This window comes from Agromyces sp. H66, assembly GCF_004959775.1.
Taxonomy (GTDB): domain Bacteria; phylum Actinomycetota; class Actinomycetes; order Actinomycetales; family Microbacteriaceae; genus Agromyces.
This window is the reverse complement of sequence record NZ_SJZG01000001.1, coordinates 413,583-432,357: the sequence shown is the minus strand read 5'-3', so window position 1 is coordinate 432,357 and position 18,775 is coordinate 413,583. Positions and strand designations below refer to the sequence as shown.

Genomic DNA, 18,775 nt, shown 5'->3' with positions numbered 1-18,775 from the left:
TATGATCCGCCACCCCGGGCGGCACCGCCGCGCCGCGGCGCGGCGGATCGTATATCCGCTGGAGTGGACATGTCGGGGGGCCGCCCGCACCGTACGACGCACGCCGCTCGTCAGCTGCCGGCTCCCGGCGGGCCGGCCTCGACGACGGCGAGCGTCTCGCGCGCGATCTCGAGCTCCTCGTCGGTGGGCACGACGAGCACGGTCACCTCCGAGGCATCCGTCGAGATCCTCCGGATCCCGTCCGACCGTTCGGCGTTGCGTTCGGCGTCGATCTCGATGCCGAGTCGCTCGAGCCCCGCGAGCGCGGCGGCGCGAACCGGCGCCGCGTTCTCGCCGACGCCCGCCGTGAAGGAGATGACATCGACCCGGCCCAGCTGCGCGTAGTACGCGCCGACGTAGCCCTTCAGGCGATGCACGTACACGTCGAAGGCGAGGGTCGCCGCCTCGTCGCCCCGGCCGCGGCGCTCGAGCACGTCGCGCATGTCCCGGGTGCCCGACAGGCCGACCAGTCCGCTGCGCGAGTTGAGCAGCGTGTCCAGCTCGTCGAACGAGAGGCCGGCCTTGCGGTGGAGGTGGAACAGCACCGCGGGGTCGAGGTCGCCCGATCGGCTGCCCATCACGAGCCCCTCGAGCGGCGTGAGCCCCATCGAGGTCTCGACCGAACGACCGCCGTCGACCGCCGTGATCGACGCGCCGTTGCCGAGGTGCAGCACGAGCTGCTTCACCGCCGCGAGCGGCCTGCCGATGAACTCGGCGGCCTGCTCGGACACGTACTTGTGCGAGATTCCGTGGAATCCGTAGCGCCGCACGCGGTACTTCTCGGCCACGTCGGCGTCGATGGCGTAGGTGTAGGCGGCCGGCGGGAGCGTCTGATGGAACGCCGTGTCGAACACGGCCACGTGCGGCACGCCGGGGAACATCGTCTGGGCGGCCTCGATGCCCTGCAGGTTGGCGGGATTGTGCAGCGGGGCGAGCTCGGAGAGGTCGTCGATGTTGATCTTCACGAGGTCGGTGATGATCGTCGGCTCGAAGAACCGCTTGCCGCCGTGCACGACCCGGTGGCCGATCGCGACGGGCGGATGCTCCTCGAGCGACGGGCCGTGCTCGGCGAACGCCTCGAGCATCACCTGGAACGCCGCCGTGTGGTCGCGGATCGGGAGCTCGCGCGTCGATTCGGATGAGCTCGCTGGGCCCGTCGAAGCGAGTTCGCTCCCGTCGACCGGCCCAGGGGACGCAGCGGTGTGCGCAGCGCGCCCGGTCCCCTCGCCGATGCGCTCGATCAGTCCCGACGCGAGTGTCTCGCCCGCAGCCACGTCGATGAGCCGGTACTTCAGCGATGACGAGCCCGAGTTGATGACGAGGATGACGCTCACGAGGCATCCGCTCGGGTCTCGAGACGGCCCTCCGGGCCTCCTCGACCCTCGGGGAGCGCGCCCCCCGAGGCATCCGCCGCCTGGATCGCCGTGATCGCGACGGTGTTCACGATGTCCTGCACGAGCGCACCCCGGGAGAGGTCGTTGATGGGCTTGTTGAGCCCCTGCAGCACGGGGCCGATCGCGACGGCGCCCGACGATCGCTGCACCGCCTTGTACGTGTTGTTGCCGGTGTTCAGGTCGGGGAAGATGAACACCGTCGCGCGACCGGCGACCGTCGACTCCGGCAGCTTCGTGCGGGCGACCGCGACGTCGGCCGCGGCGTCGTACTGGATCGGGCCCTCGACCGGCAGCTCGGGCGCTCGCTCGCGCACGAGCTCCGTGGCGCGGCGAACCTTGTCGACGTCGGCACCGGTGCCCGACTCGCCGGTCGAGTACGAGAGCATCGCGATGCGCGGCTCGATGCCGAACTGCGCCGCCGTATGCGCCGACGAGATGGCGATGTCGGCGAGCTGCTCGGCGGTGGGGTCGGGAACGATGGCGCAGTCGCCGTAGACGAGCACGCGGTCGGCGAGCGCCATCAGGAACACGCTCGACACGACGTCGACGCCGGGCTTGGTCTTGATGACCTCGAATGCGGGCCGGATGGTGTGCGCGGTCGTGTGCATCGCCCCCGACACCATGCCGTCGGCGAGCCCGAGCGCGACCATCATGGTGCCGAAGTACGACACGTCCTGCACCGTCTCGCGCGCCTGCTCGAGCGTGACGCCCTTGTGCGCCCGCCGGCGCTGGTACTCGTCGGCGAACCGGTAGACGAGCACGTGGTCGTGGTTGGAGAGCACGGTCGCGCGCGAGATGTCGAGGCCGAGCCCGATCGCGCGGGCGCGGATCTCGATCTCCTCGCCGAGGATCGTGAGGTCGGCGACGTCGCGCGCGAGCAGCGTGGCCGCGGCGCGCAGGATGCGGTCGTCGTAGCCCTCGGGCAGCACGATGTGCTTGCGCTCCCGCCTGGCACGCTCGAGCAGCCCGTACTCGAACATGAGCGGGGTGACGACCTCGGCGCGGGCCACGTCGAGGAGGTCGAGCAGCGCGTGCCCGTCGACGTGCCGCTCGAAGAGCGCGAGGGCCGTGTCGCGCTTGCGCTGCGACTCGGCCGCCAGTCGTCCGCGGGTCCGGGTGATCGCCAGCGCCGTGTCGTAGCTGCCGAGCTCGGTGCGGATGATCGGGAGGTCGGCCTTGAGCCCGTCGACGAGTCGTTCGATGGCCTCCGACAGGGGGAACCCGCCGTTGAGCACGATGCCCGAGATCGAGGGGAACGTCGCCGCCGCGTGCGCCGTGAGCACGCCGAGCAGCACCTCGCTGCGATCGCCCGGCACGACCACGACCGATCCCTCGATGAGCCGCGTGAGCACGTTCTCCATCGACATCGCCGCGATGACGACGCCGAGCGCCTCGCGGCTCAGCAGGTCGGGATCGCCGGCATACAGCTCGCCGTCGACGGCCTGCATGACGGTGCGCATCGACGGGGCGACGAGGAACGGGTCCTCGGGGATCGCCCAGACGGCGGCAGCGCCGTCGTGAGCCTGTCGAGGGGATGCCTCGGCGGACGCGCCCCCTCGTGCGGCCGTCCCCGCCCCATCCGCCGACGCGGCGTCGACACGCTCGACGATCTCGTCGAGCCGGTCGGGGTCGGCACGGTTCACGACGATGCCGAGGAGCGTCGCATGCTCGCGGTCGAGCTCCTCCAGCGCCAGCTCGGTGATCTGCGCGAGTTCCTCGGGCGTGCGGGCGTCGGAGTAGCCGAGACGCTCGGACCGGCCGCTCCCCTGGCTCACCCGGCCGCCGAGCACGAGCAGCACGGGTGCGCCGAGGTTCGCGGCGATGCGCGCGTTGTAGCCGAGCTCGGTCGGACTCCCGACATCCGTGTAATCGGAGCCGATGATGACGACGGCGTCGCAGCGGTCCTCGACGGCCTTGAACCGCCGCACGATCGTGGCGAGCGCCCCGTCGGGGTCGGCGTGCACGTCGTCGTAGCCCACGCCGATCGCGTCCTCGTAGTCGAGCGGCACGACACCGTCGTGGGCGAGGAGCAGGTCGAGCACGTAGTCGCGCTCCTCGGTGGAGCGGGAGATCGGCCGGAACACGCCGACGCGCGTGGCCCGCCTCGCGAGGGTGTCGAGCGTGCCGAGCGCGACGGTGGACTTGCCCGTGTTGCCCTCGGCGGAGCAGATGTAGATGCGGTGCGCCACGCGCCCAGCCTATCGAGCCGCCTCGGCGCCACCCTCCGAACGTGCACTCGACGCCCCTCGCCGGGCGCTGACTGCACGCTCGACGCCGACGTCGGATGCCCCGTGCGGAATCCCGTGCGCGGTTCGCCTATGCTGATCGGGCACATCGCCGTGCCGATCCCTCACGGCGTGAACCCGACCCAGGAACCACCGTGAACCCCATCGCCCTCATCGGAGCGGGCCCGTCCGGACTCGCCGGCGCCCGCGCCCTCTCCCGCGCCGGCATCCCCTTCCACGGGTTCGAAGCCGGCCCCGACGTCGGCGGCCTCTGGAACATCGACAACCCGCGTTCGACGATGTACGAGTCGGCGCACCTCATCTCGTCGCGCACCACGACCGAGTTCGCCGAGTTCCCGATGGCCTCGACCGCCGACTACCCGGGCCATCGCGAGCTGCTCGACTACTTCCGGGCGTACGCCGACGCCTACGGGCTGCGCGAGCACTTCCGCCTCGACACGCGCGTGACCGCGGTCGAGCCGATCGACGGCGACGCGAGCGGGGCGAGCGGCTGGCGCGTCACGGCCGAGACCGCCGACGGCGAGACCGTCACGGGCGAGTACTCGAGCGTCATCCTCGCCAACGGCACGCTCGCCGAGCCGAACGTGCCGGCCTTCCGCGGCGAGTTCGCGGGTGAACTCATGCACACGAGCGCCTACAAGTCGGCGAAGGTCTTCGACGGCAAACGGGTGCTCGTCATCGGCGCCGGCAATTCGGGCTGCGACATCGCCGTCGACGCGGTGCACCACGCGGCATCCGTCGACCTCTCGGTGCGGCGCGGCTACTACTTCGTGCCCCGGTACCTGTTCGGCCGCCCGTCCGACACGCTCAACCAGGGCCGGCCGCTGCCCGCACGGCTCAAGCAGTTCATCGACACGCGCGTGCTGCGGGCGTTCACGGGCGATCCGGTGCGGTTCGGCTTCCCGAAGCCCGACTACCGCATCTACGAGTCGCACCCCATCGTGAACACGCTCATCCTCAATCACCTCGGGCAGGGCGACCTGCGGGTCGTGCCCGATATCGACCGCTTCGACGGGCAGACCGTGCACTTCACGGACGGCACCTCGGGCGACTACGACCTCGTGGTGCTCGCCACGGGCTACAAGCTCGACTACCCGTTCGTCGACCGCGCCCACCTCGACTGGACCGCCGCGGCCCCGAAGCTGTTCCTCAACATCTTCCCGCCGTCGTTCAACGGGCTCTTCGTGCTCGGCATGATCGAGGCGTCGGGCATCGGCTGGCAGGGCCGCTACGAGCAGGCAGAGCTCATCGCGGCCTACCTCGCGGCCGAGCGCCGGGCTCCCCAGGCGGCGGCCCGGTTCCGTACGGCGGCGGATGCCCCGTGGCCCGACCTCACGGGCGGCTACCGGTACCTCGGGCTCGATCGCATGTCGTACTACGTGAACAAGGACGCCTACCGGCGCACGATGAAGCGGATGCTCCGCACGCTGCCCGCGGCGACGGGTGCCGCCGCGGCATCCGACCGCCCCGCGGCATCCGGTGGTCGCCCCGCGGCATCCGGTGGTCGCCCCGCGGCATCCGACCAGTCCGCCTCGACCGCGGGGACCCGCTCATGAACATCGACGACGTCATCCTCAACTTCACGCCGGGCTCGCTGATCGCGCTGAACATCGTGCTCGGGCTCATCATGTTCGGCATCGCGCTCGACACGTCGCCCTCGGACTTCAAGGCGGTGGCGCGCGCGCCGAAGGCGATGATCATCGCCCTGCTCGCGCAGATCGTGCTGCTGCCCGCGGTCACGTTCGGGCTCACGCTGCTCTTGAACGTGCAGGGATCGATCGCGCTCGGCATGATCCTCGTGGCGTGCTGCCCGCCCGGCAACATCTCGCAGGTGCTCACCTACCGAGCGCGCGGCAACGTCGCCCTCTCGGTGTCGATGACGGCCGTGGCGAACGTCATCTACATCTTCCTGCTCCCGCTGAGCCTCGCGTTCTGGGGCAGCCTCCACCCGACCGCGAGCGAGCTCGTGCGCGCCGTGAGCCTCGACGGCTGGCAGATGCTCCTCGACATCTTCCTCATCATCGGCCTGCCGTTCCTCGCCGGCCTCGGCATCCGCGCGCTGTGGCCGAGGTTCGCCGCGCGGGTGCAGCCCTACGCGCGGTGGGTGAGCCTCATCGGCCTCGTCGGCTTCATCGTCGCGGCGCTCGCCGGCAACTGGGCGATCTTCATGGCCTACATCGGCATCGTGCTGCTCGCCGTGTTCCTGCACGACGCCGTGGCCCTCGGCCTCGGCTACGTGAGCGCACGCGTCGGCGGGCTCGACGTGCGCGACCGCAAGGCGATCACGTTCGAGGTCGGCATCCGCAACGCCGGCCTCGGGCTCGGGCTCGTCTTCTCGTTCTTCGGCGGACTCGGCGGCATGGCGATCGTCGCCGGCTGGTGGGGCATCTGGGACATCATCGCGGGCCTCACGCTCGCGACCCTGTGGGCGCGGCGCACGAGGCGAGCGGATGCCGCAGCCGCGCGCTCCTCCGGACCGGGCGCGCCCGGCGACCCGGCGGCCGCGTCCGGGGTCGCCTCGTGAGGCGCGTCCTCGTCACCGGCGGCAGCGGGTTCCTCGGCTCGAACGCCGTGCGCGCGCTCGCGGCGCATCCTGGGGTCGGGCTCGTCGTGTCGGGCGATGTGCGGCCGCCCGCGACATCCGTGCCCGACGGGGTCGTCGTGGAGGCGTGCGACGTGACGGATGCCGCGGCCGTCGCCTCGGTGGTCGAGCGCCACGCGATCGACACGATCGTGCACCTCGCCGCCATCGTGAATCCCGGCGGGCTGAGCGAGGACGTCGAGTACCGCGTCGACGTGGAGGGCACGAGAAACGTGCTCGATGCCGCGGTGGCGGGCGGCGTCACGCGCATCGTCGTGTCCTCGTCGGGTGCGGCATACGGCTACCACGCCGACAACCCCGAGTGGCTCACGGAGGATGACGCGATCCGCGGCAACGAGGAGTTCAGCTACTCGCGGCACAAGCGGCTCGTCGAGGAGGTGCTCGCGACGTATCGCACGGACCATCCGTCGCTCGGACAGGTGGTGCTGCGGATCGGAACCATCCTCGGACCGACCGTCGCCAACCAGATCACGGCCCTCTGGGACGGACCGCGCATCCTGCGGATCTCGGGCTCGGAGAGCCCGTTCGTCTTCGTGTGGGTCGACGACGTCGTGGGTGCGATCGTGCGCGGCGCGACGGGCGACGTGACGGGCGCGTTCAACGTCGCGGGCGACGGCCGGGTGACGGTGACCGAGATCGCGGCGGCGCTGGGCAAACGCGCCATCACGGTGCCGTCCGGGCTGCTCACGGCGGTGCTCGGCGTCGGCCATGCGCTGCGGCTCACGGTGCACGGCCCCGAGCGCGTGGGGTTCCTGCGCTACCGGCCCGTGCTCGACAACACGCGCCTGAAGCGGGTGCTCGGGTACACGCCGGCCAAGACGAGTCGCGAGGCGTTCGACGCGTACCTGGCGGTGCGCGCCGGCCGCTGAGGGGGCGTCGCCGACGCGACGCCCGCTCGATCCGCGTCGAGCGTGCACTCCCCGCCCTGCACGGGGCGCCAACCGCACACTCGACGCCCCGCGACATCCGCACCGCCCGCTCGATCCGCGTCGAGCGTGCACTCGCCGCCCTGCATGGGGCGCCAACCGTACACTCGACGCCCCGCGACATCCGCACCGTCCGGCGCGACGTCGGGCGGAGCGGGATGCCGGCCGCTCAGCGACGCCGTTCGCGACGGCGCCGCTCGATGAGCGGCGAGAACGACGCACTCACCGAGTTGCTGCGCGTCTTCCGATCACGATCCCGCTCGTACCAGCTCTTCGACCTTCCGGCCGGACCCCCGATCACGGCGCAGAGCGACCGCAGCCACCGAGATCCTCGACGCCCTTGTCGCATGTGATCCTGCCGCCGCCGCGACGGCCGTGGCATCCCACGTCGTGCAGACCGAGAACTGGCTGCGCGAGCATCGGCCCCACCCCGCATCCCTGCACGCTGCACTCGGCCTGAGCGGCCGACCGCCGGCATCCAACGGACCTCTCCCGCTGCCGGAAACAAGAAAGACCCCTCACGCACCCGCCAGAGCCCGGTTACCCTTGCTGCGTTTCCGCCCTGGGGGAGTTGGCCTGGATGGCGCCACGTGAGGAGCCGTCGTCAAGTCTACCCGCTCGGCACGGTGCCCGCGCACCCCGGGAGCGCCGTCGCTCGGAGCAGGGCGAACATGGGCACCCCGGAAGTCGGGTACGATTTCATGAGGTCGCGCGCGTTCCCGGATGCCGCGCCCACGGAGGATTCGCCTAGTGGCCTATGGCGCACGCTTGGAAAGCGTGTTGGGTGAAAGCCCTCGGGGGTTCGAATCCCCCATCCTCCGCCATGTGATGTCTCAGCACATTGTGAACGACTGAGCCCGCGGAACCGCGGGCACAGCCGTTCCCATCCCAGCCGTCAGCGCTCGTCGAACGTCGGTGCCGGCTCGCCGTTGCCCCGCGCTGCCAGGCCGTCGAGCGCGGCGATGGCCAACTCGCGACCCTGCGCGATGAGCTCGTCGGCGCGGTGGAAGTCGAGCACGCGGGCCAAGTTCTTCGGCACGGTCACGTACAGGTCCGCGGGATATCCCGCGAGTCGGTAGTTGCCGACGATCGCCTGCATCGCCTCGATGCTCAGCTGCATGACGTCGAACATGCGCAGCCCGGCGGGAAGTTCGCCGAACACGTCCTCGACACCCTGCTCGGCGGCGGGCGGCGCGGAGGCCTTTCCCCCGGAGAATCGCTTCGTCACCATCCGCACGATGTCCCGATCGAGCACGCCGGCCGCCGTGCGCCGGAAGCGATCGAACCAGTCCTCGAACGGCTGCGGCTCGGCCGACTCGCGTTGCGGCACCACCGAGCCGGTCGCGGCCTCGCCCGACAGCACCACGGCGATCGTGAGGTCGGCTCGCGCCGCGGCGGTGGGGGCCACCGGCACCGGATTGAGCAGTCCGCCGTCGGCGAGCAGTCGGCCGTTCAGCATGACCGGCGTGATGAAACTCGGGAGGGCGATCGAAGCCCGGATCGCGACGTCGACCGGTCCGCGCTGGAACCACACCTCCCGGCGGGCGATCAGGTCGGTGGCGACCGCCGTGAACGCGATGGGCAGATCCTCGATGCGGGCGCCGCCGAGCAGGTCGCTCACGCGTGACATGATCTTCTCCGCCTGGATCGCCCCGGGGGCCTTGAGCCTCGGGTCGAGCAGCCGCAGCACGTCCCGCTGCGTCAGCGTGCGGACCCAGTCGGTGTACTCCGCGAGTGCGCCCGCCGCGTACAGCCCGCCCACCGCCGCACCCATCGAGCTCCCCGCAACCGCGACGATCTCGTAACCGCGCTCCTCGAGCACCTGGATGACGCCGATGTGCGCGTACCCGCGGGCGCCGCCGGAGCCGAGCGCCAGTGCGACTCGTGTGGGCTCTGGCATCGGGCCGACTCCTCACGCGTTCCGGCGCCGCGCCGGATCGGCGTGGCATCGCGGCTGCGAACCACGCTACTCCGGGCCCACGTCGGGGCTGCGGCGCCCACGCGGAACCGCGGGGCATCCCGCGGCATCCGCCCCCATGTCCTCATTAATGCCGAATAGCGCATACCGAGAGCGGGCGCGGAAGATATGAGAGATGTCAACGGCACCGATGGACACGAGGAGCGGGGACGCAGGGGACTCCTCCCCCGGGCCGACGGCAGCAAGGGGCGCCGGCCTCAGGGTCATCACCCTGAGGCCGCGTCGCACCCTCGGCTGGAGCATCGGCCTGCCGGTCGTGGCGCTCGTGCTCCCGCTGCTCGCGGTGGAACTGTGGCTGCTCGATCCACGCGGTGGTTGGCCCATCGTCGCCTCGACGGCCGTCGTCATGGCGGCGCTCATCGCCGCCGCATGGATCTCGTACCAGCGCACCCAGGCGGAGTTGAGCGGCTACGGCATCGTGGAACGCGGATTCTTCGGCGGCACCTACACCGTCCCGGCGCGCGACATCGCGGGTGTGCTGCGCATCCAGCTCTACCGCGGCAACAGCCTGGACACGAGCCAGGAGCTCTTCGTGGTGAATCGCGCGGGGCGGGGCGTCTTCCGCATGCGCGGACGGTTCTGGGACACGGAGACGATGGACCGCGTCGCCGGCATCCTCGGCGTGGAGGAGATCGTACGACCGGATCCGGTCACGCTCGCCGAGCTGCGCCGCACCGACCCGAAGCTCCTCTACTGGTTCGAGCGGCGGTCGCTCAGCCGCTGAGCTGCCGGGCGCGCTGCGGCACGCCCGCTCAGGGATCGGAGCGACGTCAGCGCGTGGCGATCCCGAGCAGCGGCGCGTCGGGCCGGCTCGACGGGAGCTCGTGGAATCCCAGCCGGTCGTAGAACGCCCGGGCACCGGTGTTCGCCGCGTCCATGCCGAGATGCACGGCCGTCACGCCGCGCTCGGCGAGTGCAGCACGCAACGTGTCGATGAGCCGCCGTCCGAAGCCCTGCCCCTGCAACTCGGGCAGCAGGTCGATGTGCAGGTGCGCCGGATACTCGTCGACCTCGGCGATGAGCATGCGTTCGGGGTGGACGCCGGCGTCGAGCAGCTGCGCCTCGGTGAACCCCGGGTTGCGCCCGGTGGGCGGGCCCGGATGCGGATGCCGCTCGCGGAAGCCCGGGCCCCATTCGCGATTCCACCACTCGGCGAAGGCGCGCGTGTCTGCCACGCCGATCACGTAGCCGAGCACCCGCCGGCCGCTGCCGCGCGGCCCTGAGCCCGTCGAAGGGTCGTCGACCACGAACGCGAGGTCGGGTGCGTACTCGAGGTACGGCAGCGCGAACACCTCGGGCATGAGCGCGTCGTCGGAGTAGACCCCGGTCGCGTCCCCGCCGCCGGCGGCCGTGCGCAGGCAGATCTCGAACACGTCGTCGCGATCGGCCGGCCGGTAGGGGCGGATGAACGGCGCGCTCATCGGCGGCGCCGCGTGCCGAAGATGCCCTCCAGGACCCCGGTCAGCACCTTCTGGGTCGTGCGAGAGCCGAGCACCTCCTCGAGCGCCGACTTCTCGCGACGGGTCGACGTGCTGCGCGACCGCGACCGCGACGAGCCCGAGGTGCGTTTCATGAGCCGCTCGTACTCGGCCTGCGCGGCCTTCCGCTCCTTCTCGCGCTGCTTCTCGATCGCGGCCTGCTGCTTCGCGAACTCGGCATCGGCCTTCGCCTTGGCGGCGGCATCCTCAGCGGCCCTCTCGGCCGCCGCGGCGGCGTTCATCTTCGCCGTGAGGAGTTCGTGCGCCGACTCACGGTCGATCGGCGTGCCGTACTTCGCCTGCAGGGGGGATGCCGCCACGGCAGCCTCGATCGTGGCATCCGGGCTCGGCGACATCGACGCCTGCGGTGCCCGCATCCGGGTCCAGGCGACGGGGCTGGGTGCGCCCTTCTCGTTCATGACCGTGATGATGGCCTCGCCCGTGCCGAGCATGGTGAGCGTCTCCTCGAGGTCGTAGCCCGACTTCGGGTACGTCGAGACGGTGGCGCGCAGCGCCTTCGCGTCGTCGGGCGTGAACGCGCGCAGTTGGTGCTGCACGCGCGAGCCGAGCTGCGCGAGCACGTCGCCGGGCACGTCCTTCGGGGTCTGGGTGACGAAGAAGACGCCGACGCCCTTCGAGCGGATGAGCCGCACGGTCTGCACGACCTGCGCGAGGAAGTCCTTCGAGGCGTCCTTGAAGAGCAGGTGCGCCTCGTCGAAGAAGAACACGAGCTTGGGCTTGTCGAGGTCGCCGACCTCGGGCAGGTCGTTGAAGAGGTCGGCGAGCAACCACATGAGGAACGTCGAGTACAGCGCGGGCCGGTCGGCGACGCCCGGCACCTCGAGCAGGCTCACGATGCCACGGCCGTCGGACGCCACGCGCAGGAACTCCGCGGTGTCGATCTCGAGTTCGCCGAAGAAGACGTCGGCGCCGGCCTCGGCGAACGCGACGAGCTCGCGGAGGATGACACCGACGGTCGCCTTCGAGAGCCCGCCGAGGTGCTCGAGTTCGGCCTTGCCCTCGTCGCTCACGAGGTACTGCAGCACGGCGCGGAGGTCCTCGAGGTCGAGGAGCGCCATGCCGGCGTCCTCGGCCCAGTGGAAGACGAGCGCGAGGCTCGACTCCTGCGTGTCGTTGAGGCCGAGCACCTTGCTGAGCAGCAGCGGGCCGAAGCCCGAGATCGTCGCCCTGATCGGCACGCCGCGACCGATGCCGCCGAGGGAGAAGAACTCGACCGGGAAGGATGCCGCGCCCCACGCCTGTCCGATGCTGTCGGTGCGTTGCAGCAGCTTGTCGCTCGCCGCACCCGGAGTCGCGAGGCCCGAGAGGTCTCCCTTGATGTCGGCCGCGAACACCGCGACGCCGTGCGCAGCGAGCTGCTCGGCGAGCAGCTGGAGCGTGCGCGTCTTGCCCGTGCCGGTGGCGCCCGCGACGAGCCCGTGCCGGTTCGTCATCGCGATCGGGATGCGCACCGGGACATCCGGCATGGCCTCGCCGTTCACGAGCGCGCCCATCTCGAGGGCCGCGGCCTCGAACGCGTAGCCGTCGCGGATCGCGGAGACCTGGGCATCGTCGAGCGGGCCGGATGTCGCGGGCCGAGCGCCGGCGGCGGTGGCCGTGCTTCCGTTCCCAGAGCTCGCCGAAGGGGCGGATGCGTCGGTCTCGCCTGCTTCGACAGGCTCAGCGACCTCCTCTGCGGCCCGCTGCTGCGCGTCGAGTGCCGCCTGCGCGAGCGCCGCCGCCTCCTCCGCCTTGCGGATCGCCTCCTGGGCCTGCGCCTGCAGCGCTTCCGCCGCCGCGGCCGCTGCAGCGGCCGCCTCCTGTGCTTGCTTCACCGCGTCGTCGGACATGAGCCGATCCTAGCGACGGACGCGGCGGCATCCGTCGACAACACCGCTACGGCTTCAGGCGCACCTTCGGTCGAAACTTCGGCTCCTTCGGCGGCATCGGCAGCCGCCCCAGGCGGACGGCCGAGTTGAGATAGAGAGCGGCGACCACGGAGAACTCGATGACCGACATGATCGCGGACGCCAGCTCACCGGGCGACCACTCGAGCGGAAAGGCTGCGACGCCGAAGAGACCGACCACCGCCGGCACGAGGAAGAGCACGCCGAGCCGTCGGCTGAGTGCCGGCCGCGCCGTCATCCGCCACCACGCACGTGGCGGGGCGATCGGCTCGCCTCGACCGCGGAAGATCCGCGCGCCGAGGAGGAGCGCAGCCACCTCGATGATCGTGCCGACGATACTCACCGCCACGTCCGGAATCCCGATCGCCCGCATCCCCGCTCCGACGACGAACCAGCCGACGAACAGGGCGCCGATGACGTAGAGCAGCTTCAACTCCCACCGGATGATCCGGAGGTCCAAGATGCGCCGCATGTTCCTGCTTTCGCTCGCGCCGGGGTGCAACCACCGCGGACTGTGTCGGCAGGATACTGCCGAATATGCGCGCGAACGGATGGCCTGCTCTTGCCGGCATTCGAAATCGGCAGTATCCTGCCGAAATACATGGCGCGAGCGCCGGTGGGATGCAGTCCCACGGTGATTCGGCAGGATACCGCCGAATGGAGGCGCGAATGGAAGAGGCATCGCGCACCATCGGCGCGCGCATCCGCGAGGCGCGGAAGTCGGCTGGTCTCACCCAGGAACAACTCGCCGAACTCGCCGGCACCTCGACGCGCACGGTGCGCGACATCGAGAAGGGCACGGGCACGACGAGCCTCGGCATCGTCGCCCGCGTGGCGGAGGTCGTCGGGCTGCGGCTGGTGGCCGACGGATGACCGACGACCTCGAGCGGCTGCGGTTCACCCGAGCCGCCGACGTCTACAAGGCGGGCGTCCTCGCCGCACGCATCGAGCGGAGCGACGACGGGTCGACGCTGTTCCGCTACCTGCCCGAGTACCTGAACCGTGCGCGCGACGACGAGCACCCGCGACCGATCGCGACCTCGCTCCCCGTCGACGACCGCGAGGTCGTCACGCCCGCCGGCGCCCTGCCGCCGTTCTTCGCCGGGCTGCTGCCCGAGGGCCATCGCCTGTCGGTGCTGCAGCGCGCGGTGAAGACGAGCGCCAGCGACGAACTCAGCCTGCTGCTCGCCGTCGGCCAGGACGTGCCCGGCGACGTGCAGGTCGTCGTCGCGGGCACGGCCCCGGCCGACCCGGCGCCCCTGATCGGCGCCACCGCACCCGACGCCATGGACTTCGCCGAGCTCGTCGAGGGCATCGACCGGCATGCGATCCCCGGCGTGCAGCGCAAGGCCAGCGCGTCGATGATCAGCACGCCGCTCGCCACCCGCGCGGGCCGATTCATCCTCAAGGTGTCGCCACCGGAGTACCCCCTGCTGGTGCAGAACGAGGCGGCCCACCTCCGGGCGGCGAAGACGCTGAAGGTGCCGGTCGAGCGTTCCACGCTGGTCCACGACCGGAACGAGGTCACGGGCCTGCTCGTCGAACGCTTCGACCGGGTTCCGCGCTCCGACGGCTCGTGGGATCGGCTCGCACTCGAGGACGCGACCCAGGTGCTCGCGGTACCGCCGGCCTCGAAGTACGCGATCCCCGCCGAGGAGGTCGTGCGGTCACTGGCATCCGTCGCCTCGGCGCCGCTCGTCGCGACCCGCAACCTCTACCTGCAGTTCCTGTTCGCCTGGCTCACCGGCAACGGCGACCTGCACGCGAAGAACCTCTCGGTGCTCGAGACCCGGCCGGGCACCTGGGCGGTGGCGCCGATCTACGACGTGCTCTGCACCCTGGTGTACGGCGACACGTCGATGGCCCTGCCCATCGACGGCCGCACCCGCAACCTCCGCGCACGGCACTGGCACGCCTTCGCCGCGGCCATCGGCCTGCCCGAACGTGCGGCCCGCTCGGCCGAGGCGGTGGCGCTGAACGCGGCGGCATCCGTCGACCTCGCCGGGGTCGGCTTCGAGGGTTCACCGTTGAACGGCGCCCTCCGCGAGCTCCGGCTGCGCCGCGGGGAGTTCGCCTGACCTACGAGGGATCGATGGGCGGGATGGCCTCTCCCGTCTCGATCCACGACTTCAGGCTCGAGAGCACCATCGGCCAGCTCTCCACGGTGTCGGCATGCGACGGATGCCCCGGGCTCCACTGGTCGTTCGTGAACGTGAGCTTGGTGAGACCGATCGCGGCCTGCTCGAGGCGCCAGGTCATGCGGCTCGAGAGCTCGGCGTGGTTCTCGCGATAGAGCGGACCGGGATGCTCGATGAGCCGCAGGATGTCGCCGGGGTCGGCCTGCACCACGTCGCCGTAGACGTGCACGGTCTCGTCGCCGCCGATGCCCGGCCCGACGTACTCGAAGTGGCCGCCCGGCACGAGATCGCCGCGCAGCACCGATCCCCACATCACGGCGCGGTTGCCCTCGTCGCCGGTGATCGCATCCCACACGACCTGCGGGTCGGCCTTGATGTAGATGGTCATCACGAAGTCCTGCATGTTCGTCTCCTTCTCCATGCGTCGAACCTACGGATGCCGCGTGCTGCGCGTCTTGGAGAAACGCGACATCGGTGGTGCCCACGATACTGATCGCATGCCGACCTCCACCGAGCACTGGCGCGCCCGCGCGGCCCTCCCCGCCTCGAAGGGGATCCTGGCGCCCGAGCCGGGCGCACCCGGGATCGCCCCACACGCCGCGGCGGCCGACCTGCAGGCGGCCTCCGGCGACGCGCCGGTCCGCCTCTCCAGGCTCCCCGTCGGCCCGGCGGTCGCCCATCTGGTGCGGCACGTGTGGGTGCCGCGCTGGCGGCTCCCGCCGGGCGTCGTCGTCGAGCAGGGCGTGCTCGAGTATCCGTCGGCGAACCTCGTCGTCGAGGCGCACGCCGCCGGCCTGTATGGACCGGCGCCCGGTCGCAGCGACGAGCGCCTCGAGGGCTCGGGGTGGGCGTTCGGCGCCCTGCTGCAGCCCGGCGTCGCGCGGCGGCTCGCCGGGGTTCCGATGCGATCGATCGTCGGCAGCCTCGTGCACCTGCACGAGCTTCGGGCGCACGGCGCCGCCCCGTTCGCCGCCGACGTGCGTCGGGCCATGGAGATCGGCGACGAGGCATCCGCCGTCACCTACCTCGAGCAGTGGATCGGTGCGCAGGAGATCGTGCTCGACGCCGATGCCGCGCTCGTGCGGGAGGTGGTCGAGCTCGCCGAGTCCGACCGGTCGATCCTCCGCGCCGACGACCTGGCACGAGCGAGCGGCCTAGGGCTGCGGTCGCTGCAGCGGCTCGTGCGCGACGAGCTCGGACTCACGCCGAAATGGCTCATCCGCCGGTACCGCATGCAGGAGGCCGCGGCCGCGCTCGCCGAATCCGACCCGCCGCCGCTCGCCGAACTCGCCGCGTCGCTCGGCTTCGCCGACCAGGCGCACCTGGGCCGCGAGTTCCGCGCGGTCATCGGCGAGACACCCCGCCGATACGCGCGCCGCGCGGGCGCAAGGGGTCCCGAATCCGCACCGGCCGTCCTAGGGTGAAAGGCGTGAGCCCCACGACGAGCAAGGCCACGATGCTGGAGGTCGACGGCCGCGAGGTGCGGATCTCGAGCCCCGACAAGGTCGTGTTCCCCGAGCCGGGGATCACGAAGCTCGACCTCGTGCGGTACTACCTCGCCGTCTCCGACGGCGCCGTGCGGCACGTGGCCGGTCGGCCGATGGTGCTGAAGCGGTTCGTGAAGGGCATCGCGGCCGAGGCGTTCTTCCAGAAGCGGGTACCCGAGAACCGTCCCGAGTGGCTCGAGACCGCGACGCTGCACTACGCGTCGGGCACGTCGGCCGAGGAGGCGGTGGTTCGGGATGCCGCGGGGCTCGCCTGGGTCGTGAACCTCGGATGCCTCGACCTGAACCCGCACCCCGTGCGCGCCGAGGACCTCGACCACCCCGACGAGATCAGGGTCGACCTCGATCCCATGCCGGGCGTCGACTGGGCGCAGATCGTCGACGTCGCCATGGTCGTGCGCGACGTGCTCACCGACCACGGACTCGTCGGCTGGCCGAAGACCTCCGGATCGCGCGGCATGCACATCTACGCGCGCATCGAACCGCGCTGGACCTACCGCGAGGTTCGCCTCGCGGCGGAGACCCTCGCCCGCGAGGTGGAACGGCGCGCTCCCGGCCTCGCGACGGCGCGCTGGTGGAAGGAGGAGCGCGGCGAGAGCGTGTTCGTCGACTTCAACCAGAACGCCAAGGACCGCACCGTCGCCTCCGCCTACTCGGTGCGGCCGCTCCCCGACGCGAGGGTCTCCACGCCGCTCGAATGGGCCGAGGTGCGCGGCAGCCGACCCGAGCAGTTCACGGTGCCGACCATGCTGCAGCGCTTCGCCGAGCGCGGCGACATCGCGGCGGGCATCGACGATGCGGTCGGCAGCCTCGACGGGCTGCTCCGGCTCGCGGAGGAGCTCGGCCCCGCCGAGAAGCCCCCGAAGTCCTCCGACGGCAGCGGGCGCCGGCGGTCCACGATGCCGCTCATCGAGATCGCGCGCGCGAAGACCAAGCCCGAGGCGCTCGAGGGGCTCGAGCGCTGGAAGGCGAGGCATCCCGACGTCGTGCCGCTGCTCCAGCCGGCCGACGTGCTCGTCGACGGCATGCGCGGCTCGAGCTCGCTGTGGTACCGCATCCGGGTGAACCTGCAGCACGTGCCCGAGTCGCAGCGGCCCGCGCAGGCCGAGCTCGAGGTGGACTACGACCCGTGGGCGGCGTACCGCGAGGCCGAGCGGGCGGGGCATCCCGAGCATCCGGAGCGACCGCAGTCGTGAGCGACCTCGGACCCGTCGACCCCGGACACGCGGCCGACGCCGCATGGCTCCGCCGCTGGCGGCTGCGCCAGGTCGGCGACCCCCACACCACGGCGTCGAGCACGCTCATCGCGGTCGTCACCGACGACGGCGCGCCCGCGATGCTGAAGATCGCGCGCACCGAGGAGGAGGCACGCGGCGCCGACCTCCTCGCGGCCCTCGACGGTCACGGTGCGGCGCGGATGCTCCGGCGCGATGGCGAGGCGTCGCTCATCGAGCGCGCCACCGGGCCCGCGAACCTCGTCGACCTGGTGCGGTCGGGGCGGGACGATGAGGCCACGCACATCCTCTGCGCTGCGGCGGCGGGCTTCCACGCGGCATCCGCGCACGTCCTCGACGGCGACGATCCGCCCCTGCTCATCGAGCTGCGCACCTGGTACCGGCACCTGTTCGCCCACGCCGACGAGCTCACCCCGCTGCACCGGCGCGGTGCCGAGTTCGCGGCGGTGCTCCTCGACGACGCGCGCGACGAGGTCGTGCTGCACGGCGACCTGCACCACGGCAACGTGCTCGACTTCGGCGACCGCGGCTGGCTCGCGATCGATCCGAAGGGCCTGCTCGGCGAACGCGCGTTCGACTACTGCAACCTGCTCTGCAACCCGTCGCACGAGCGTGCCCTCGCACCCGGGCGCCTGGAGCACCAGCTCGGCATCGTCGTCGCCGAGGCCGGACTCGAGCGCGGACGCCTCGCCCGGTGGCTCGTCTCCTGGTGCGCCCTCTCGTCGACCTGGTTCGCGCTCGACGACGACCCGGCGCATGCGGAGTCCGCCGCGGCGATCGGCGAGCTCGCGCTCGGCCTGGTGGAGTGACCTCGCTCGCGGCGACCGGCGACCCCTGACGCCCCCGGACCTCAGTCGGTGGCGCGATCCACGCGGAACACCGGGTACTCCCCCGCGACCCGCTCGAACTCGCGCAACGGCGAGTTCCACCGCACCGACATGTGCGGCCGCGCGCCGAGCGCGAGGAGCAGGTACCGGCGCAGGATGGGGGCGCGCTCGGCGGTCGGGACCTCGGTCAGCACGACCTCCTCGCGCCGGCGGCGGATGATCGCCGCGCGCCCGCCGGCCGCGCGCGCGTTGCGCACCCAGCCGACGTCAGGCCCCAGCATGGACACGAGGTAGCGGATGCCCCGTCGCCGCACCATCACGAGCGGCACGCGCCTGGGCTGCCCGCTCGTGCGGCCTCGCGTCTCGAGCACCACCGAGAACGGAGCGAGCCCACGCTCCACGATGCGCATGAACCGGCGCTGGATCTCCCGCGCCTCCTCGTTGGGCCGGCCGCCCGGATACCGGGCGCGAGCGCGTTCGAAGTATCCCACGTCGCCGAT

The 18,775-nt window shown here is 71.6% G+C and carries 17 protein-coding genes, 1 tRNA gene and 1 other RNA gene; 10 read left to right on the top strand and 9 right to left on the bottom strand.

The genetic code is table 11. From position 1 onward, the window contains the following. Nucleotides 1-110: 110 nt before the first annotated feature. Both EZM51_RS02085 and pta read right to left on the bottom strand, forming a co-directional pair. Nucleotides 111-1,373 (bottom strand): acetate kinase, encoded by a 1,263-nt coding sequence (locus EZM51_RS02085; RefSeq protein WP_136706543.1) that lies wholly within the window; start codon nucleotides 1,371-1,373, stop codon nucleotides 111-113. Next, nucleotides 1,370-3,622, bottom strand: a complete 2,253-nt coding sequence (gene pta / locus EZM51_RS02080; protein ID WP_136706542.1) for a phosphate acetyltransferase — start codon at nucleotides 3,620-3,622, stop codon at nucleotides 1,370-1,372. The genes EZM51_RS02085 and pta overlap by 4 nt, the downstream gene beginning before the upstream one ends. A 191-nt stretch (nucleotides 3,623-3,813) precedes the next feature. On the opposite strand from pta, the gene EZM51_RS02075 reads away from it, so the two are divergent. Genes EZM51_RS02075 through EZM51_RS02065 form a run of 3 tightly spaced genes read left to right on the top strand, consistent with a single transcriptional unit; the run spans nucleotide 3,814 to nucleotide 7,150 of the window. Further along, nucleotides 3,814-5,235: an NAD(P)/FAD-dependent oxidoreductase gene (locus tag EZM51_RS02075; protein ID WP_211195788.1), complete on the top strand. Its 1,422-nt coding sequence runs from the start codon at nucleotides 3,814-3,816 to the stop codon at nucleotides 5,233-5,235. Beyond that, on the top strand, nucleotides 5,232-6,203 hold the full coding sequence (locus EZM51_RS02070) for a bile acid:sodium symporter family protein (protein ID WP_136706538.1): 972 nt from the start codon (nucleotides 5,232-5,234) through the stop codon (nucleotides 6,201-6,203). The genes EZM51_RS02075 and EZM51_RS02070 overlap by 4 nt, the downstream gene beginning before the upstream one ends. Next, complete coding sequence (locus EZM51_RS02065; RefSeq protein ID WP_136706536.1) at nucleotides 6,200-7,150, top strand: NAD-dependent epimerase/dehydratase family protein; 951 nt, start codon at nucleotides 6,200-6,202, stop codon at nucleotides 7,148-7,150. The genes EZM51_RS02070 and EZM51_RS02065 overlap by 4 nt, the downstream gene beginning before the upstream one ends. Nucleotides 7,151-7,713: 563 nt before the next feature. On the opposite strand, the gene ffs is transcribed toward EZM51_RS02065, so the two are convergent. Next, an RNA gene (gene ffs, locus EZM51_RS02060) (signal recognition particle sRNA small type) lies at nucleotides 7,714-7,810 on the bottom strand. Between the two features lie 133 nt (nucleotides 7,811-7,943). Here ffs and EZM51_RS02055 point away from each other — a divergent pair. Then, nucleotides 7,944-8,031 (top strand) — tRNA-Ser (locus EZM51_RS02055). Nucleotides 8,032-8,102: 71 nt separating this feature from the next. Here EZM51_RS02055 and EZM51_RS02050 read toward each other — a convergent pair. Continuing rightward, nucleotides 8,103-9,107 (bottom strand): patatin-like phospholipase family protein, encoded by a 1,005-nt coding sequence (locus EZM51_RS02050; RefSeq protein ID WP_136706534.1) that lies wholly within the window; start codon nucleotides 9,105-9,107, stop codon nucleotides 8,103-8,105. A gap of 193 nt (nucleotides 9,108-9,300) precedes the next feature. Here EZM51_RS02050 and EZM51_RS02045 point away from each other — a divergent pair, with 193 nt between their 5' ends. After that, nucleotides 9,301-9,909: a hypothetical protein gene (locus tag EZM51_RS02045; RefSeq protein WP_136706532.1), complete on the top strand. Its 609-nt coding sequence runs from the start codon at nucleotides 9,301-9,303 to the stop codon at nucleotides 9,907-9,909. 46 nt (nucleotides 9,910-9,955) lie between these two features. Here the strand turns inward: EZM51_RS02045 and EZM51_RS02040 are convergent, their stop codons facing one another. From EZM51_RS02040 to EZM51_RS02030, 3 genes are read right to left on the bottom strand one after another with little or no spacing between them, the layout of a single operon-like run. After that, nucleotides 9,956-10,606 (bottom strand): GNAT family N-acetyltransferase, encoded by a 651-nt coding sequence (locus EZM51_RS02040; RefSeq protein ID WP_136706530.1) that lies wholly within the window; start codon nucleotides 10,604-10,606, stop codon nucleotides 9,956-9,958. After that, on the bottom strand, nucleotides 10,603-12,513 hold the full coding sequence (locus tag EZM51_RS02035; protein WP_136706528.1) for a helicase HerA-like domain-containing protein: 1,911 nt from the start codon (nucleotides 12,511-12,513) through the stop codon (nucleotides 10,603-10,605). The genes EZM51_RS02040 and EZM51_RS02035 overlap by 4 nt, the downstream gene beginning before the upstream one ends. 46 nt (nucleotides 12,514-12,559) lie before the next feature. Continuing rightward, a complete protein-coding gene (locus EZM51_RS02030) occupies nucleotides 12,560-13,042 on the bottom strand; it encodes a hypothetical protein (protein ID WP_136706525.1) in 483 nt (160 codons plus the stop codon). Between the two features lie 197 nt (nucleotides 13,043-13,239). On the opposite strand from EZM51_RS02030, the gene EZM51_RS02025 reads away from it, so the two are divergent. Further along, nucleotides 13,240-13,443 carry a helix-turn-helix domain-containing protein gene (locus EZM51_RS02025; RefSeq protein ID WP_136706523.1) on the top strand — a complete coding sequence of 68 codons (204 nt, stop codon included), beginning with the start codon at nucleotides 13,240-13,242 and terminating at the stop codon, nucleotides 13,441-13,443. After that, nucleotides 13,440-14,648: a HipA domain-containing protein gene (locus tag EZM51_RS02020; protein WP_136706522.1), complete on the top strand. Its 1,209-nt coding sequence runs from the start codon at nucleotides 13,440-13,442 to the stop codon at nucleotides 14,646-14,648. The genes EZM51_RS02025 and EZM51_RS02020 overlap by 4 nt, the downstream gene beginning before the upstream one ends. Before the next feature lies 1 nt (nucleotide 14,649). Here the strand turns inward: EZM51_RS02020 and EZM51_RS02015 are convergent, their stop codons facing one another. Further along, nucleotides 14,650-15,129, bottom strand: coding sequence for an SRPBCC domain-containing protein (locus EZM51_RS02015; RefSeq protein ID WP_211195787.1), 480 nt, complete (start codon nucleotides 15,127-15,129; stop codon nucleotides 14,650-14,652). Nucleotides 15,130-15,205: 76 nt separating this feature from the next. Between EZM51_RS02015 and EZM51_RS20765 the strand changes: the two genes are divergently transcribed. The 3 genes from EZM51_RS20765 to EZM51_RS02000 are packed head-to-tail and all read left to right on the top strand — an operon-like array spanning nucleotide 15,206 to nucleotide 18,257. Beyond that, the gene (locus EZM51_RS20765; protein ID WP_211195786.1) at nucleotides 15,206-16,132 is read left to right on the top strand and encodes a helix-turn-helix domain-containing protein; all 927 of its coding nucleotides are present in this window, start codon (nucleotides 15,206-15,208) and stop codon (nucleotides 16,130-16,132) included. A 5-nt stretch (nucleotides 16,133-16,137) separates the two neighbouring features. Beyond that, nucleotides 16,138-17,409, top strand: a complete 1,272-nt coding sequence (ligD, locus tag EZM51_RS02005; RefSeq protein WP_136706516.1) for a non-homologous end-joining DNA ligase — start codon at nucleotides 16,138-16,140, stop codon at nucleotides 17,407-17,409. Next, the gene (locus EZM51_RS02000; protein WP_136706514.1) at nucleotides 17,406-18,257 is read left to right on the top strand and encodes an aminoglycoside phosphotransferase family protein; all 852 of its coding nucleotides are present in this window, start codon (nucleotides 17,406-17,408) and stop codon (nucleotides 18,255-18,257) included. Before ligD ends, EZM51_RS02000 begins: the two co-directional genes overlap by 4 nt. 41 nt (nucleotides 18,258-18,298) lie before the next feature. On the opposite strand, the gene EZM51_RS01995 is transcribed toward EZM51_RS02000, so the two are convergent. Continuing rightward, entirely contained in the window at nucleotides 18,299-18,766 is a 468-nt protein-coding gene (locus tag EZM51_RS01995) for a nitroreductase/quinone reductase family protein (RefSeq protein ID WP_211195785.1), read from the bottom strand. Between the last annotated feature and the right edge of the window lie 9 nt (nucleotides 18,767-18,775).

Coding starts and splice junctions, on each gene's coding strand:
- EZM51_RS02070 (WP_136706538.1), top strand. CDS start 5,232: ATGAACATCGACGACGTCATCCTCAACTTCACGCCGGGCTCGCTGATC.
- EZM51_RS02050 (WP_136706534.1), bottom strand. CDS start 9,107: ATGCCAGAGCCCACACGAGTCGCACTGGCGCTCGGCTCCGGCGGCGCC.
- EZM51_RS02045 (WP_136706532.1), top strand. CDS start 9,301: ATGTCAACGGCACCGATGGACACGAGGAGCGGGGACGCAGGGGACTCC.
- EZM51_RS02040 (WP_136706530.1), bottom strand. CDS start 10,606: ATGAGCGCGCCGTTCATCCGCCCCTACCGGCCGGCCGATCGCGACGAC.
- EZM51_RS02035 (WP_136706528.1), bottom strand. CDS start 12,513: ATGTCCGACGACGCGGTGAAGCAAGCACAGGAGGCGGCCGCTGCAGCG.
- EZM51_RS02030 (WP_136706525.1), bottom strand. CDS start 13,042: ATGCGGCGCATCTTGGACCTCCGGATCATCCGGTGGGAGTTGAAGCTG.
- EZM51_RS02025 (WP_136706523.1), top strand. CDS start 13,240: ATGGAAGAGGCATCGCGCACCATCGGCGCGCGCATCCGCGAGGCGCGG.
- EZM51_RS02020 (WP_136706522.1), top strand. CDS start 13,440: ATGACCGACGACCTCGAGCGGCTGCGGTTCACCCGAGCCGCCGACGTC.
- EZM51_RS02015 (WP_211195787.1), bottom strand. CDS start 15,129: ATGGAGAAGGAGACGAACATGCAGGACTTCGTGATGACCATCTACATC.
- EZM51_RS20765 (WP_211195786.1), top strand. CDS start 15,206: ATGCCGACCTCCACCGAGCACTGGCGCGCCCGCGCGGCCCTCCCCGCC.